Below are 16,037 nucleotides of genomic sequence, written 5' to 3'. Positions count from 1 at the left end.
GGTCGTCTCCTGGGCGTTAGGCTTTAGTCATCGCAACGTGGTGTCTCAGAACGCCGGCGGCGGCTGAGTCCACACGGCTTCGAGCTCGCTCTGCTGGAAGTCACCTGCGGCGTCCCAGGTCGGGCGACCTTCCAGCAGCGTCCACTCCACCTGGGTGGCATGAATGCCGCCACGGGCGGGCACCTCGAACAGATTACGGTCCAGCACGATCAGGTCGGCGGACTTGCCAACCTCGATGGAGCCGGCCTGGTGCTCCATGCCCATGGCGTAGGCGCCATTGAGGGTCGCCACGCGGATGGCCTGCTCCAGGCTGATGGGGGTGCCGTGGAAGGTCTCGTTGTCCTGTGACCAGGGATTGGCGCGAGTGACCATGGCTTCCAGCCCGATCCAGGGGTCCGGGTTCGAGACCGGCCAATCGGTGCCCATCACCGCGACACCGCCTGCCTGCAACACGCCGGCAAAGTTGTAGGCGCGCTGCATGCGCTGCTCACCGAACACGGCACGTGCGTAGGCGAACGATGAGGGGAACCAGCCCACCGGCGAGAATTCGGCAATCGCATCCAGCTCGGCGAAGCGCGGCAGATTGGCGTCGAGCAGGGTGGTGCTGTGGGCGCACTGGTGGCGCATGCGCAGGCCGCCATTACGACGCTTGGCTTCGGCGATGGCGTTGAGAAAAATATCTGAGGCGCCATCGCCGGTGCAGTGGGCGATGACTCGAATGCCTCGGCGATCCATGTCGGCGATCATGTCGCAGACGTGCTCGGGGGTCAGGTTCAGATGCCCTTGCCAGTCCTTCTCGCCGGGCCAAGGGCTCGACAGATAGGACGAACGGGATTCATGGGTGCCGTCGAAGTGAAACTTGACCGCGTTGGCGTTGAGTCTGGCGCTGCGATAGAAGTGGCGCTCACCGGCCAGCAGCTCCCAGCGACGCTTGACCGGGAAGATGTCATCCTGCCAGCTGATGGCGGCTTCGACCCGTGCGGTCAGGCGGCCTTCCTGATCCAGACGCTTGAGCGCATCCAGCCGATGCTCGCAGACGTGCACGTACTTGGTGCCGACCACCCCGCGTGAGCTTTGGAAATGCACCCCATCGCGGTAGGCGCGGTAGAGCGCCTGGGCCGGTGTCGGCGGCATGGCGGCATGGATCATGGCGTAGGCGCCGTCGACCAGAATACCGGTGGGTTCTCCGCTGATGCTGTCGCGCTCGATGTAGCCATGGCGGGGGTCGCTGGTGTCTGCCGTGATGCCCGCCAGTTCCAGCGCCTTGGAGTTGGCCAGCATGCAACCCCATGAGCGATCGAGAATGGCCACCGGCCTGTCGGCAATGACGCTGTCGAGCCAGTGGCGGTCCGCCGTCAGCCCGGCCTGCTTGAAGGTGTAGCGGACGAAATAGGCGCCGTAGATCCAGCCTTCGGGCGTCTGCTCGGCATAGTCGAGGATCGCCTGCCGGACCTGGGCGGGCGTCGGGTCCTCGATGCCCACATCCAGATAGCCGGCATAGTCAGGGGCCAGCGCAAGATCCGGATGGGTATGCATGTCATACAGACCAGGCATGGCAAAGCGACCTTTCAGGTCCACCACCCGGGTGTGGGGGCCGATGGTTGCGGCAACGTCGGTGTCATCACCCACCACGAGGAAACGCCCATTGGCAATGGCGACTGCCTGGGCCCAGGGCTGGGCCTCATTGACGGTATAGATACGGCCGTTGGTAAGGACCAGGTCAGCCTGTGGAAGCTCGCTGCCCATGTGAGGGGCGGAAAGTGGTGCGGCATTCGCCATGACATCGATTTCCTGAAGGTAATCATCGACAAGGGGCCGTGAGGCCCCTGACGTTCACAAGTACCGACGCGTGTAGTGACAGCGTGGGGATGGGCACGGTGCTGGGGGCCACCGTGCCGTTTTCGTCAACCGAGCAGCAGGTGGCCGAGCAGTGACAGCACCGGCAAGGACACCAGCACCCGCAGCAGATAGATCCACACCAGGTCCAGAAGGCTCAGGCCGATGTTGGCTCTGACGAGCACGATGGCCACTTCGGTGAAGAACACGATCTGATTGACAGCGACACCGGCCAGGACAAAGCGGGTGACTTCACTTTCGATGCCAGCCCCCAGCAGTGACGGCATGATGCTGTCGATCAGGCCCGCCAGCAGCGCGGGCGCTGCCTGTTCAGCTTCCGGCAGTGCCAGTAGGTCGAGCAGCGGTACCAGCGGCAGCGAGAGGATGTGGACGATATCGGTGAACTGCACCAGTGCAAGCCCCGTACAGCCGATGACCATCATCGCCGGGTATATCGTGATGATGATGTCGCCGCCGACATGCAGGCCACGCTTGACCAGCTCCAGCGGGGAAGCAGCGTGCTCGGCGCGCTCCACCGCGCGACGCACGCCCAGGGCCAACAGGCTTTCTCCTGTCTGGCGGTCTTGCACCTGTTGCTGGCCTTCTGGTGGAAAGTAGGAGTGAGGCTTGCGTGACAAGGGAGGCAGGCGCGGAATGATCAGGGCGCAGACGAAGCCCGTGACGGCAACGCTGGCGTACCAGATCAGGAAATGCTGCTCGAGACCGATCAGCTTGATCAGCAGGTACGCGTAGGCCAGGGAGACGATCGAGAAGTTGGTCGAGATGATGCAGGCTTCACGCATGGAGTAGAAGCCGTTGCGGTACTGTTGCGTCGTCAGAATGATGCCGACACTCGATGATGACAGCCAGGACGCCAGGCTATCCACCGCGGAGCGGCCGGGAAGGCCGAACAGGCGCTCGAACGCACGGCTCAGCAGGCTGCCGACGAACTCCATCAGCCCGTAGTCGGTCAGCAGCGGCAACAGCACCGAAGACAGCAGGCAGATCGCCACCACCACGGGGCCCACGTCGTACAGCAGCACGCCTCCGGTGTCGCGGTGCCAGATCCACTCAGGGCCCCACTGGAAGTACACCATGACCATCAGAATGGCGCCGGTAACGCGTACCAGCGTCCACACCGGGCCAGGATTGAACAGCTGGATGAACCTGTTCTGGTTGTGCTTCAGCGTCGTCAGGCTGACCACCACGGTGGCGATGGTGGGGATGACGGTGACCAGTACCGTACCTTCCACCATGATGGGTTTGATCACGGCGTTGATGATGTCGACGATGAAGGCAATCATCACCGTGATGCGGCCATCGACAAAGACGGGAGTCAGAAACAGCAGAATACCGAGGAGGGTCGGCAGGAGGAACTTTAGCAGTTGGGAGCGACGATACTGACGTAATATCTGAAAAAGTCCACCGGAATGCGCTTTTATTTCGGGGATATCGTGCATGTGGTTACCAGTTTATTCGTTGTTGTCGAGTATCAGTCTAGGAAGCTTGGCGGGAACCGAATAACGATTTATTCTTCACATGTCATGCGCAAATGGAATGAACTTTCGTGGCCCGTCAACTGCCCACCATGGTGTCTCTCGCCTGCTTCGAGGCAACCGCACGTCATCTCAGCATGACCCGGGCGGCGGAAGAGATGAGTCTGACCCAAAGCGCGGTCAGTCGTCAGATCCGAAATCTCGAAGAGATGCTCGGTTGCGAGCTGTTTCGGCGGGTGCGTCAACGGCTAGAGCTGACCAGTGAAGGTGCCGATTACTTGCGTGAAATTTCCCCTTCCATGGAGCAGATCGAAGCCGCTACAGCAAAGTTGCTGGCGCGCTGGTCGGGGCAGTGCCATGTGGGAGCAGAGCCCTCCTTCGCCATGCGCTGGCTGTTGCCACGGTTGCCGGCGTTTCAGCAGCGCCATCCGGACATTCAGATCGAAATCATGAATGACTTGAGGCGGCTCTATGAACGCCGAGATGGCTTCGACGTGGCGATTCTCTATGGGGATGGGCAGTGGCCCGATCTGGAGTGCCGACTGCTGATGCCGTGCTCGCTGGTGGCGGTATGTACGCCCACGCTGCGCGACCGCTATGGCGTGATCGATCACACCGAAGAACTGCTCCGCTACCCGCTGATTCACCACACCTGCGTCAGCTCGGCACGGCTATCCTCGACCTTTCTCTGGCTGGAGGCGGCTGGGCTCAGTGGGGAGCAGATCGAAGCGCTGCCGGGGCAGCGCTTCGAGCACTTTCGCTTTGTGCTGGATGCCGCGTTGCACGGGGTGGGAGCCACCGTGCTACCTGACTACTTCGTGGACCAGGAGCTGGCCGATGGGCGGTTGGTGGCGGCGTCCACGACACCTCTGATGATCGGCAACTACTACGTGGTGACGCCACGCGGACGGCATCCCGATCATCGCATCGAGGCCTTTAGCCACTGGCTGCTGTCTTCCATCCAACAGGCTGATGGTTAGCCTGCAAGAGCGGATGATCAGGCAAAGTCGCCCTCTTCACGCACCTCGATCAACCACGGGCCGTCGGCCTCTTTGGCCTGTTGCAGCAGACGCTCAAGGTGGTCGAGGCCGGTCGCGGTATGGGCCTCGCAGCCGTAGCCCCGCGCGATGGCCACCAGGTCAGGCGTATAGATATCCACCCCTATTGTGGGAATTTCCCGCTCCTGCATATAACGCTTGATCTCGCCGTAGCCCTGGTTGTTCCACAGCAGGATGACGATGGGCGTCTTGGTTTCCACCGCCGAGGCCAGTTCCGGCAGGGTGAACTGGATGCCCCCATCACCGATCAGCGATACGACGGGGCGGTTGGGAGCGGCCAGCTTGGCGCCGATGGCGGCGGGAAGGCCGTAGCCCAAGGTGCCGTAGCCGGTTGATGAATTGAACCAGCTGCGCGGCGACTCGGCCTCGTAGAGGAAGTTGCCCGAGTAGACCGGCTGGGTCGAATCTCCCACGACGATAGCGCCTGGCAGCGTGCGCTGGACCAGCTCGAGCACGCGTTGCTGGGTGCGCCAGGCAGGCGGCCACTCGGGGGCGAGCTGACGCTGGATGTCCGCCACCCGCTGCTGTCCTGGCGTCGGCGTCGCGGCGGCCGCTGGGGTGGCTGATGGGGTGGCCGATGGGATAGAAATACGCTCGAGCAGCGCCTGCATGAAACGCCCGGCGTCGCTGACGATGGCAAGGTGCGCAAGGTGGTTACGTTGCAGCTGCTCGGCATCGATGTCGACGCGAATCAAACGACCGTCGATCCTGAAGTTACCGTCGAAGACCGCGTCATAGTCGGTCTCGCCAAGCTCTGTGCCGATGGCCAGTACCACGTCCGCCTCTCGTACCAGCTTGCGCACAGGGTCCAGGGACTGGGTGGAGCCCAGCGCCAGTGGATGACCCTTCGGCAGCAGACCCTTGGCATTGACGGTGCAGGTGGTGGGGGCATCCAGTGCCTCGACCAGCGCGCGGGCAGCCTCACCATGGTCGGCCGCGCCACCCCCAAGCAGAACGACCGGCTGCTTGGCTGTTGCCAGCAGCTCGGCGGCGGCGTCCACCAGCGCCGTATCCGGTGCAGGAGGGGCTGGCAGTGCGGCAGCCTCCAGCTCCAGGTGATCGGCGGGGGCGGTGATGACATCAATCGGAATTTCGATATGCACGGGTCTTGGGCGAGCCCCGCGGAACACCGCAAAGGCTCTGGCCAGTACCCGTGGCAGCTCGTCGGGCTGCTGCAGGGTATGGCTGAAAGCACTGACCCCAGCGACCATGTTGCGCTGGGAAGGCAGCTCGTGCAGACGGCCCTCGCCAAGGCCAAGCTGCTCGCGTCGGTTGACGCTTGAAATCACCAGCATGGGCACGGAATCCGCGTAAGCCTGGCCCATGGCGGTCAGTATATTCGTCATTCCTGGACCAGAAATGATGAAACAGGTGCCTGGTTTTCCTGTTACACGTGCATAACCATCGGCCATAAAGCCAGCACCCTGCTCGTGACGTGGTGTCACATGAGTGATCCGGGTGGCAGGCAGCCCTCGGTAAAGTTCTACCGTGTGGACGCCGGGAATGCCGAAGACGGTATCAACACCATAAGCCTCAAGTAGCTGAACCAATGCTTCGCCACAGGTCAACATGTCGCCTTTCCTTCTTGTTGGAGTCGGGCACCGGAGATTAGCGCCTGGTGACAGGTTTGCGCTACAAAAAAACCCGCGTTTTGAAAAGAAAGGGGCGCGCTGAATGGCGAAGCACAGTAGAGATATCGTTCAGTGAATGGGAAAATGCATTGTTCATTTTTCAGCAATATGCTTTATTGACCCTATCGCACGCAAAATTGCGTGCAATCCTGATCCGGCCTATATTGGTCACATAACAACACTAACAATCACGGCCTTCGTGCAGCGTGGCGAGGCCTCAGGAGAGACAGGATGTTGCCGCAGCGCGACCTCATCGGCTATGCCGATACTCCCCCCGGCGGGCGTTGGCCCAACGGCGCCCGTCTGGCGATCAACGTCGTCGTCAACTACGAGGAGGGCTCCGAGCGCTCCTTCGCCATGGGCGATGATGACCAGGAATCGATGACCGAGTGGGGCAGCTACGTGACCCCCGCCGGCACCCGTAACCTGGCCATGGAATCGATGTACGAGTACGGCTCCCGAGTCGGCATCTGGCGAATTCTCGATATCCTGCGCGAGGCCGGGGTGCGCTCGACCTTCTTTGCCTGTGCCGTGGCCCTTGAGCAAAACCCCCGCGTCGCTCGGGTGGCGAGTGCCGATGGCCATGAATTCTGCAGCCACGGCTATCGCTGGGAAGAGGTCTTTCGCTTGAGCGAAGACGAAGAGCGTGAGCATATTCGACTGGCCATCGACTCCATCACCGCCACCACCGGCAAGCGTCCTGTTGGCTGGTACTGCCGCTACGGACCCAGCGTGCATACTCGGCGCCTGCTGTTGGAAGAAGGCGGTTTCCTGTATGACGCCGACGCCTACAACGACGACGTGCCCTACTTCACCGAGTTGGAGGGCAAGCGTCAGTTGGTGGTGCCCTATACCACGGACATGAACGACTTCCGCTTCTGGCTCTCGCCAGGACTGACCTCCGGTCGCGAATTTCTCGACAACCTCAAGGAAGGCTTCGACGTGCTGTTCGAAGAGTCAGCGAGGGGGCCGCGAATGATGTCCGTGGGGCTGCATCCGCGGATGGTCGGGCGGCCCGGAAAGATCCGCGCGCTCAAGGATTTTATCGCCTACGCCCAGGCTCACGAGGGGGTCTGGTTCGCGACCCGGGAAGAGATCGCCAGAGCCTGGCTGGAGCGTGAATCAGGCGCGTGACGCTTGATCCAATCGCTGGCCTGAACAGCAGCATCGCTACGACAGTGCCTGGTCTCGGCACCCGGTCCCAGGACCGGCACAGAGACAACCGCGCTTCCGCCGCTTGGGGGCGCACAAGAAATAGCCACTTCCGCAACAATGACAACAAGCAGAGGAACGTCCCATGACCCTTTTTTCCAAGACGCCACGCGTAGTGACCCTGGCCGCCGCCCTGGGCCTGAGCCTTGCCGCTGGCAGCGCCATGGCCGAGACCCTCAAGGTCGGCGCCAACATCGGCAACCTGCCCTGGGAATTCCAGGACGACAGCGGTGACTACGTCGGCTTCGAGATTGACCTGGTCAACGAGGTCGGCAGCCGCCTGGGCTACGACGAGGTCGAGATCAGCAACATTCCCTTCAACGGCCTGTTCTCGGCGGTACAGTCCGGGCGTATCGACGTGGCGGTGTCCTCCATCACCATCACCGATGAGCGTCTCGAGTCGGTGTCCTTTGCCCAGCCCTACTACGACAGTGACCAGTCTCTGGCGACTCACACCAGCAAGGGCATCACTGGGCTCGAGGACCTGGACGGCAAGGTGGTTGGCGTAGACACCGGTTCCACCGGCGACATCTGGACCAGCGAGAATCAGGAGCAATACGGCATCAAGGAGATCCGCCGCTACGAGGGCCTGCAGCCGGCTATGCTTGACCTGTCCAGCGGCCGCCTCGACGCCTACATTTCCGACATTCCGGCGGTGCAGTACTACGTGCGCGACAAGCCCAACTTGGAAGTGGTCAGCCGCATTCCCAGCGGTGAGCAGTACTCGATGATGTTTGCCAAGGATGCCGAGCTTGCCGCCAAGGCCAGTGAGGTGATCACCGAGCTCAAGCAGGAAGGCTTTATCGCCGAACTGCACGAGACCTGGTTCGGCGCCGCGCCGGATGCCGGCACCAGCACCGTCGACGTGCGTGATATGCCAAGCGCCAAGTGATGTCGGGGCCGTGGCGCCCGCGCGCCACGGCCCACCCACCCTCGGCCGTGGAGGCTGGTTGAATGGACCTGGTCCAGACATTCTTTAACTGGGAGGTGCTAGTACGCACCTTCCCGATGCTCGTCCAAGGGCTCGGCATGACCATCGCGCTGGGCTTCTTGAGCATCCTGCTGGGGCTGATCGGCGGGCTGGGGCTGGCGCTGTTGCGCCTCTACGGCCCCAAGCCACTGCGCTTTCTGACCATTGCCTACATCGATGTGTTTCGCTCGCTGCCGGTGCTGGTGTGGCTGGTCATCGTCTACTACGCACTGCCGTTCGTCGGCATCACCCTGTCACCGTTTGCTGCAGCCTGTACCGCCCTGACCATGATCTCCAGCGCCTACGCCGCGGAGATCTATCGCGCCGGCATCGAGGCGGTGCCTCGGGGCCAGTTCGAGGCCGCCCAGTCGATCGGCCTGAGTCAGTATCGGGTGATGTGCGACGTGGTCCTGCCCCAGGCGATCCGCCTGATCATTCCGCCGCTGACCAGCAACTGCATCAACGTGATGAAGGACACCGCCCTGGCCTCGGTGGTGGCGATGCCCGACCTACTCAAGCAGGCGACCCAGGCTCAGGCCCTGGCGGCCAATCCCACCCCGCTGATTGGTGCGGCGCTGCTGTATCTGGTGGTGCTGTTGCCGCTGGTGAGGCTGGTCGGCTTGCTCGAAAAACGCTTCGCCCAAGGCCGAGCCTGAAGGAGATTGTCATGATTGATCCGACCCAACCGGTGTCGCAGGCCCCTTCCGCTGCGTTTGACCGCCAAGCCGCCGCCGCCCGCAGAACCCTCATCTCGCTCAAGGGCGTGAACAAGCACTACGGTGATTTCCATGCGTTGAAGAATATCGACCTGGAGGTGGCGGAAGGCGAGGTGGTGGCGATTCTCGGCCCTTCCGGATCAGGCAAGTCGACCCTGATTCGCTGCATCAATCATCTGGAGGCCTACAGCGCCGGCGACATCTACGTCGATGGCACCCGAGTGCAGCCTGGCCCTGAGCTGATCGAGGTGCGCAAGGGCGTGGGCATGGTGTTCCAGAGCTTCAACCTGTTTCCCAACATGACGGTGCTGGAGAACGTCACCCTCGGGCCGATTCGGGTACGTGGCATGAGCCCAGGGGCTGCCCAGGCCAGAGCCAAGGAATTGCTGGAGAAGGTTGGCATCGCCGAGCAGATGTACAAGTACCCGAGCGCCCTGTCCGGCGGCCAGCAGCAGCGGGTCGGCATCGCCCGGGCGCTGGCCAATGAGCCGCGGGTGCTGCTGTTCGATGAGCCGACGTCGGCGCTGGACCCCGAGATGGTCGGCGAGGTGCTAGACGTCATCAAGACCCTGGCCGGTACCGGTGTGACCATGCTGCTGGTGACCCACGAGATGGGCTTCGCCCGCCATGTGGCGGACCGGGTGATCTTTATGGAGGCCGGACAGATCGTCGAGGAAGGCGCTCCCGAACAGATCTTCTCGGCGCCGCAGGAAGATCGAACCCGCGCCTTTTTCCAATCGGTGCTGGCGCACTGAGGCGTGGCCTCGACCCTGTTTCTCTGAACCCAGCTTCTCTCGACCCAGTTTCTCTTAACCCAGTTTCTCTCGACCCAGCTTCAAGGATTCCCCATGGCTTTCGAATCACATTCCGCCCCCCCGCTTGATCTGGAAAGCGTCAGAGCCCAGTTCCCCTCCCTTGCCAGTGACTGGGTGTTCATGGATAACGCCGGTGGTGCTCAGGTGCCGCGTGTCGTGGTGGATCGCATCAGCGACTATCTGCTGGGCGACAATGTTCAGCTAGGGGCCAGCTACGCCCCCAGCCAGCACTCCAAGGCCAAGGTCGACGCCGGTCGCCGAGCGGTGGCGACGCTGGTCAATGCGCAGCATGTGGAAGAGCTGGTGTTCGGGCCGAGCTCCACCATTCAGTTCCGGCTGCTGGCGGACGCCATGGCGAGCCAGTTCGCCCCGGGCGATGAAATCATCGTGACCAATACCGACCATGAAAGTCACATCGGTCCCTGGCGACGTCTGCAAGCGCGAGGCGTCAAGCTGCGCTTCTGGAACTGCCATCCCGAGACCCTGGAACTGGAGCTCGACAGCCTGGCCGAACTGCTCAACGAGCGAACCAAGCTGGTCTGCGTGACCCATGTCTCCAACCTGCTCGGCACCATCAATCCGATCAAAAAGATCGCCGCCATGGCTCACGACGCCGGTGCTCGCATCTGCGTCGATGGCGTGGCCTTCGCGCCCCACCGTGCCATCGATGTCCAGGACTGGGATGTCGACTACTACGGTTTCAGTCTCTACAAGGTCTTTGGGCCGCATCACGCGGTGCTTTACGTCAAGAAAGAGTGCCTGCTGGAGCTGGACAGCATCTATCACCATTTCTTTACCAAGGACCAGATACCGGGAAAAGTGGAGCCGGGAAATCCCAACTATGAGCTGACCTACAGCGCTACAGGAATCCTCGAATATCTGACATCGTTTTCGCCTAAAGACGACGGCGTATCCTTGCGCAATAGGCTGGAAGATTCCTTCGACAGGATCGCGACACATGAGGCGAAAATCGGCAAGAAACTGATCGACTATCTCAATCAGAAAGAGCGCGTCCGTATCATCGGAAGAGCGGATGCTGACATCGACAAACGTGTCGCGACGATCAGTTTTATTGTGGAAGGAAGCCAGTCTGACGATATCGTCAGGCGCATCGATGACGCGAAGGTCGGTATTCGCTACGGAGACTTCTATGCGCGTCAGCTGGCCGAGGACCTCGGACTGATGGAGATCCAGGGTGTCGTGCGGGTCTCGATGGTGCACTACAACACCGAAGACGAGGTGGACCGGTTGATCCAGGCCCTGGAGGCGGTGCTGTAGTAGACGGTCGCAATAGACAGAAGCGAGGCCTGGTGACAGGGGCCTATCGCCGACGAAAACGCCCACCATCGCTGACAAGGCTAGTCAGGCCTGGTCAGTGATGGCGGGTGTCGGTGGCGATATCGTAGATGTTGGCCTCGGCGCGTCGCTGCTCGGACAGTTCCAGGCTGTAAAAGATATGCCGGCAGTGTTCCATCATCGACTGGGCGGCGCCCTCGGCGTCGCCGGCCTCGATCATATCGACCAGGGACTGGTGCTCATGGGTCAGGCATAGCACCCCGCTGGGGCGTTCGTAGAGTGACTGGATAATACAGAAGCGACGGATGATGGGGCGCACGATGGCGATCAGCTCTTCATTGCCGGTCAGCTCCGCCAACAGCAGGTGAAAGTCGCCGGAGATGCGGTTGACGCTGGGCTTGCGTTCCTCGAACACCTGATGCTCCAGGGCCAGATGCTGACGCAGGGTGGCAATGCCGCTGGCATCGATGCGCTCGCAGGCGATGCGTGCCACCGCCGCTTCGATGTGCAGCCTCGTCTCGAAGATATCGTAGGCTTCCTTGACGGACGGCAGTGAGACAAAGGCGCCCCGATGCATCTCGAAGCGTACCAGCCGCTCCGCCGTCAGTCGGTTCAGCGCACGCCGAACGCGGCTTCTTGGCGTGTTGAACGCCGTGGCAAGCTTCGCCTCATTGAGTCGCTCGCCGGGACGAAGGCGCTTGTCGATCAGCGCATCAACGATGCGGTCATAGACAAGCTCTTCAGCCAGCGCTTCGGGCTTTTCATGTGGGGATGAAGGTGCGTCTGTCGACATGGCTGCGTCTCGCCATCCCTTTCTCCTTGGTGCTGGCTCCCAGATGCGAGAAAGCCTGTCTAGGCAAGGTGAAAAGTGGAATAAGAAAAAGACAAACCAGCATATGACGCTGGTCTATTTCTTTCCAGAGACTACCATGACCATGGCCGCCACGTCATACCGCTTCTACCAAAGAATGTCTCCCTGTCATCACCTGCTGTGTGACAGCCTAGAGTCCTCAATAGCGAGGCAAATAACGATTGGCTATTGGGCGGCGAGATCGTCGATTTTCTGCCCCTCAATAAAGGCGATAAGGTTGCTGAAGGCATCGCCAAAGTACAGCTCATAGCCATCTTTTTCCACGTAGCCAAGGTGGGGCGTTGCCAGCACATTTGGCAGGTGCAGAAGAGGGTCTTCGACCACCGGTTCCTGCTCGAACACATCCACCGCCGCCATGCCGGGGCGTCCGGCGCGCAGCGCCGCCTCCAGGGCGCCAGAGGCGATCAGCTCAGCGCGACTGGTATTGACCAGCAGCGCACAGGATTTCATCGCCGCCAGGTCAGCGTTACCGACGATACCGCGAGTCGCCTCGTTCAGGCGCAGGTGCAGGCTAAGCACGTCGCTGCGCTCGAACAGCTCGCGTTGGCTGGCGACGACCTCGATGCCGGCCTGGCGGGCACGCTCACGGGAGCCCTCTCGCCCCCATGCCAGCACTTTCATGTCGAAGGCTTGGCCGTAGCGAGCGACACGGGCACCGATCTTGCCGTAGCCCAGGATACCGAGGGTTCTGCCTTCCAGGGCGGTGCCCAGCGTACGCTGCCAGCGACCCGCCTTGAGGTTGGCGACTTCCTCGGGAATATGCCGCATGGCGGCCAGCACCAGCGCCCAGGTCAGTTCCGCCGCGGCGGTGGGCGAGCCGCGGCCTGCCAGCACCGTTACACCATGCTCGCGACAGGCCTCGAGATCGATATGGGCCACGCCACCTCCGGTCTGGCTGATGACCCGGAGCTTCGGCAGCCGTTCGAGCAGTGCGCGGGTGATCCGGGTTCGCTCGCGGATCAACACGAGTGCCTCCGCGTGGTGAAAGCGCTCAACCTGGGCATCCAGCGACGTCAACGTGTCGTTGAACAGCGTGACCTGGTGGCCGGACAGACGGTCAAAGGCCGACAGATGGCGAACGACATCCTGGTAGTCATCGGGAATCACGATGTTCATGGCGGGCTCCGGGGTGAGGCGCAGTGAGACGAGGGAGTGACAAGCATGCCACAGGAGGTGAGTCGCGCCCTACTGGGGGCTGCATTGCTGGCGGCTAGGCGGCAATGGGCATTGCTATCCACTAGGGCCAGTGGGATCTTGGGAAGCCTTGGTGGAGCGGGCCTCTCGCCTGTTCGCTCCAGCGGGTGTTGACCCTCGAAGATTGTTGACCTTCGAAGATGGCGCTCTGCATTCAGGACCAGCCCATGACCCATACTCAGGATTCCCGCACCATCCACACAACCGCCGTCAGTGGCTTCGACGACGCGCTGATGGAGCAGGTTCGCGCTCGCTTTCATCACGTGGATCACTGTCCCTACACCGGCCCCCGGGTCTTTTTCGAGAATGCCGGTGGCTCGTTGACCCTCAAGGCGGTGGTCACGCGCATGGCGGAAGTGGCCGCCTTGCCGGACAACGACCATCGCGACAATGAGGCGTCTCGAGCTATCTCGGCCATGATCGTCGACGGGCGCCAGGCCATGGGCTGCCTGCTGGGCGTCGAGGATGGCGTCGTGTTCGGCGGTGAGACCGGCACCGAGTGTCTGTTTCGGGTGATTCGCGCTGCCGCCACTGCCGCGCCACCAGGTGGCAGTATGGTCGCCTGCGAACTGGAACACCCCGCGACCTTTGACGCCACCGCTGTGTGGGCCAAGCGCACCGACAGACAGCGCCTGACGGTGCCCTTTGACCCTCATACAGGCAGAGTGACGGCCGAGGAGTATGCCCGCGTTGTTCAGCCTGACACCCGCGTCGCTACGATTCTGCACACCAGTCCGGTCACCGGCATGACCCAGGACGTGGCGGCCATCGCCGCAGCGATCCGGTCCATCGCGCCGGACTGCTACATCATCGTCGATGGTATCCAGCATGCCCCCCACGGAGCCCTGTCGGTATCGGCCTATGGCGTCGATGCCTACGCGGTGTCGCTGTACAAGGTGTTCTGTCCCTTCAACGATGGCTACGCCTGGGTCTCTCCGCGCCTGAGCGTCGTGGACCATGACCGTTTAGCGGGCAAGCCGGACGACGCCTGGGAACTGGGTAGCCGCGACCCTGCTGCCTGGGCGGGTGCCAGCGAGATGGTGGCGTATCTCGAGTGGCTGGGCGGGAAGTTCACCACGGCGAAGGATCGTCGAGCGCGCTTGCTGGCGGCCGGCCAGGCCATGCATGACCAGGAGGCGGCGCTGATACAGCGGCTGATCCGTGGCTCCGGCGCCATCACCGGGCTCAAGGAGCTGCCCGGCGTGACCTTGATCGGCGAGGTCGATAGCCCCTGGCGCGAGGGCGCGGTGTCGTTCTGCGTGGAAGGGCGTGACGCCCTGTACATCGTCGCCGAGCTTGGCGAGCGCGGTATCCGCGTCCACGCCCGCAAGGACGACGCCTATTCGGGCAATATCCTGCGTCCCTTGGGCCTGCCCTCAGTTACCCGAGTCTCGCTGGCCCACTACAACACGCCTGAGGAGGTCGATGCTTGCCTGAGCGCGCTGGCAGAGGTGGTAAAGTGCCGGTGACATTGGGTCGGCAAGGGCGGAAGAACCGCAGGTGCTAGCTCTTTTTGATCGAGTGTTTTTTCATACAGAGCAGCTGGCTCGGGACTTCCGACTAAGGGGCTTCTAACGAGAGGGCTTCTAACTAAGGGGGCCTCTTACTAAGGGCTCTGGCGCCGAGCGATGCAGGTGCATTCACGACCGTCTATCTTTACTTAAGATAGTATGTATGACGTATTGTCGTCTTTGTTGCCTGCCTGCCCGCGCGCGAAGGAGAGAACCCGCCATGCCTCATGATGTCATTGCCCAGATTACGTTGTCCCATGTGCTGTTGCCGTTGAAGCGCCCCATCAGTGACGCCAAGGTGATGACCGGGGTACAGAAGCCATTGACGGAAGTGTCCCTGACCTTCGCCGAGATCACCACGCGGGACGGGCACACCGGCCTGGGCTTTGGCTATGTGCTGCGAGCCGGCGGCAAGGCTCAGTTTGCCCATGCTCAGGAACTGGCCCCCTTTCTGATCGGCGAGGACCCAAACGATATCGCCCGGTTGTGGCATAAGCTGGCGTGGCAGGGAGCGTCGGTAGGTCGCTGTGGGGTGGCGGTGCAGGCCATCGGGGCCTTCGATACGGCGCTATGGGACGTGAAGGCCAAGCGTGCGGGACTACCCTTGGCCAAGCTGCTCGGTGCTCAGCGCGAGGCCGTGCCCACCTACAACACCTCGGGGGGATACTTTGGTACCCAGATAGAGGAGGTCTGTGCAAACGCCGACCGCGCCCTGGCCAACGGGATCGGCGGGGTGAAGATGAAGGTCGGCCAACCCGACGTGGCCGAGGATATTCGGCGGGTCGTCGCGCTGCGCAAGCATTTGGGCGACGGCGTGCCGATTATGATCGATGCCAACCAGCAGTGGGATAGAACCACCGCTCTGCGCTTCGGACGTGCCGTCGATGAGTTGGGGTTGGTGTGGATCGAGGAGCCTCTGCACGCCCATGACTATGAGGGGCATGCCTGGCTCAATGCCCGGCTCGACACCCCCATCGCCACCGGCGAAATGCTGACCAGCGAGGAGTCGCTGAGGCGACTGATCGAGCGTGAGTCAGTAACCTACCTGCAGCCGGATGCGCCCCGTTTTGGCGGAGTCTCGCCGTTCTTGAACGTGGCAAGTGCTGCTGCCCAGGCCAATCTCAAGTTGGCGCCGCACTTCGTGATGGAAATCCACCTGCCGCTGGCGGCGGCGTATCGCGGTGATACCTGGGTCGAGCACTTCGAATGGTTCGAACCGCTGTTCGACGAGCGCATCGAGATCCGTGACGGCAGCATGCAGCTGCCCAAGGGGCCGGGATTTGGCCTGACCATCAGCGAGCAGACGCGCCACTGGACCGTGGCTAGAGAGCGTTTCGGTGCATAGTAGTCGGCTGGAAGGTAGGTGCCTTTGCTGAGATGGTCTCGGTCCACGACCGTGTCAAAGGCGGCGAGTCATCGCCATAGTGTGCC

General features: G+C 62.1%; 13 protein-coding genes. 8 read left to right on the top strand and 5 right to left on the bottom strand.

The features are described from left to right. Positions 1–45: 45 nt before the first annotated feature. Positions 46–1,779 carry an amidohydrolase gene (locus KUV72_RS07095; RefSeq protein WP_222237877.1) on the bottom strand — a complete coding sequence of 578 codons (1,734 nt, stop codon included), beginning with the start codon at positions 1,777–1,779 and terminating at the stop codon, positions 46–48. Between the two features lie 125 nt (positions 1,780–1,904). Then, the gene (locus KUV72_RS07090; RefSeq protein WP_206941990.1) at positions 1,905–3,296 is read right to left on the bottom strand and encodes a YjiH family protein; all 1,392 of its coding nucleotides are present in this window, start codon (positions 3,294–3,296) and stop codon (positions 1,905–1,907) included. Positions 3,297–3,403: 107 nt separating this feature from the next. Here KUV72_RS07090 and KUV72_RS07085 point away from each other — a divergent pair, with 107 nt between their 5' ends. Then, positions 3,404–4,312, top strand: a complete 909-nt coding sequence (locus tag KUV72_RS07085) for a LysR substrate-binding domain-containing protein (RefSeq protein ID WP_222237876.1) — start codon at positions 3,404–3,406, stop codon at positions 4,310–4,312. Between the two features lie 17 nt (positions 4,313–4,329). On the opposite strand, the gene KUV72_RS07080 is transcribed toward KUV72_RS07085, so the two are convergent. Next, on the bottom strand, positions 4,330–5,961 hold the full coding sequence (locus KUV72_RS07080) for a 5-guanidino-2-oxopentanoate decarboxylase (RefSeq protein WP_222237875.1): 1,632 nt from the start codon (positions 5,959–5,961) through the stop codon (positions 4,330–4,332). A gap of 291 nt (positions 5,962–6,252) precedes the next feature. Between KUV72_RS07080 and KUV72_RS07075 the strand changes: the two genes are divergently transcribed. The 5 genes from KUV72_RS07075 to KUV72_RS07055 all read left to right on the top strand — a co-directional run bounded on the left by KUV72_RS07075 (position 6,253) and on the right by KUV72_RS07055 (position 11,012). After that, positions 6,253–7,155 carry an allantoinase PuuE gene (locus tag KUV72_RS07075; RefSeq protein WP_206941985.1) on the top strand — a complete coding sequence of 301 codons (903 nt, stop codon included), beginning with the start codon at positions 6,253–6,255 and terminating at the stop codon, positions 7,153–7,155. Positions 7,156–7,318: 163 nt separating this feature from the next. Continuing rightward, positions 7,319–8,125, top strand: coding sequence for a transporter substrate-binding domain-containing protein (locus KUV72_RS07070; protein WP_206941983.1), 807 nt, complete (start codon positions 7,319–7,321; stop codon positions 8,123–8,125). Between the two features lie 62 nt (positions 8,126–8,187). Then, positions 8,188–8,859, top strand: a complete 672-nt coding sequence (locus KUV72_RS07065; protein WP_222162311.1) for an amino acid ABC transporter permease — start codon at positions 8,188–8,190, stop codon at positions 8,857–8,859. 11 nt (positions 8,860–8,870) lie between these two features. Further along, positions 8,871–9,674, top strand: coding sequence for an amino acid ABC transporter ATP-binding protein (locus KUV72_RS07060; RefSeq protein ID WP_222237874.1), 804 nt, complete (start codon positions 8,871–8,873; stop codon positions 9,672–9,674). 93 nt (positions 9,675–9,767) lie between these two features. Continuing rightward, positions 9,768–11,012 carry a cysteine desulfurase-like protein gene (locus KUV72_RS07055; protein WP_222237873.1) on the top strand — a complete coding sequence of 415 codons (1,245 nt, stop codon included), beginning with the start codon at positions 9,768–9,770 and terminating at the stop codon, positions 11,010–11,012. Positions 11,013–11,106: 94 nt separating this feature from the next. Here KUV72_RS07055 and KUV72_RS07050 read toward each other — a convergent pair whose 3' ends face one another. Both KUV72_RS07050 and KUV72_RS07045 read right to left on the bottom strand, forming a co-directional pair. Further along, entirely contained in the window at positions 11,107–11,823 is a 717-nt protein-coding gene (locus KUV72_RS07050) for a GntR family transcriptional regulator (protein WP_222237872.1), read from the bottom strand. Between the two features lie 243 nt (positions 11,824–12,066). Then, positions 12,067–13,017 (bottom strand): D-2-hydroxyacid dehydrogenase family protein, encoded by a 951-nt coding sequence (locus KUV72_RS07045; RefSeq protein WP_222237871.1) that lies wholly within the window; start codon positions 13,015–13,017, stop codon positions 12,067–12,069. Positions 13,018–13,262: 245 nt separating this feature from the next. Here KUV72_RS07045 and KUV72_RS07040 point away from each other — a divergent pair, with 245 nt between their 5' ends. Next, positions 13,263–14,564 carry an aminotransferase class V-fold PLP-dependent enzyme gene (locus KUV72_RS07040; protein WP_261317386.1) on the top strand — a complete coding sequence of 434 codons (1,302 nt, stop codon included), beginning with the start codon at positions 13,263–13,265 and terminating at the stop codon, positions 14,562–14,564. A 262-nt stretch (positions 14,565–14,826) separates the two neighbouring features. After that, on the top strand, positions 14,827–15,951 hold the full coding sequence (locus KUV72_RS07035; RefSeq protein ID WP_261317385.1) for an L-talarate/galactarate dehydratase: 1,125 nt from the start codon (positions 14,827–14,829) through the stop codon (positions 15,949–15,951). The last annotated feature ends 86 nt before the right edge of the window (positions 15,952–16,037 follow it).

Source organism: Halomonas sp. DP4Y7-1, assembly GCF_019800705.1.
GTDB lineage: Bacteria > Pseudomonadota > Gammaproteobacteria > Pseudomonadales > Halomonadaceae > Halomonas > Halomonas litopenaei_A.
The sequence above is the reverse complement of the archived record's forward strand: the minus strand, read 5'-3'. Positions and strand labels throughout refer to the sequence as shown.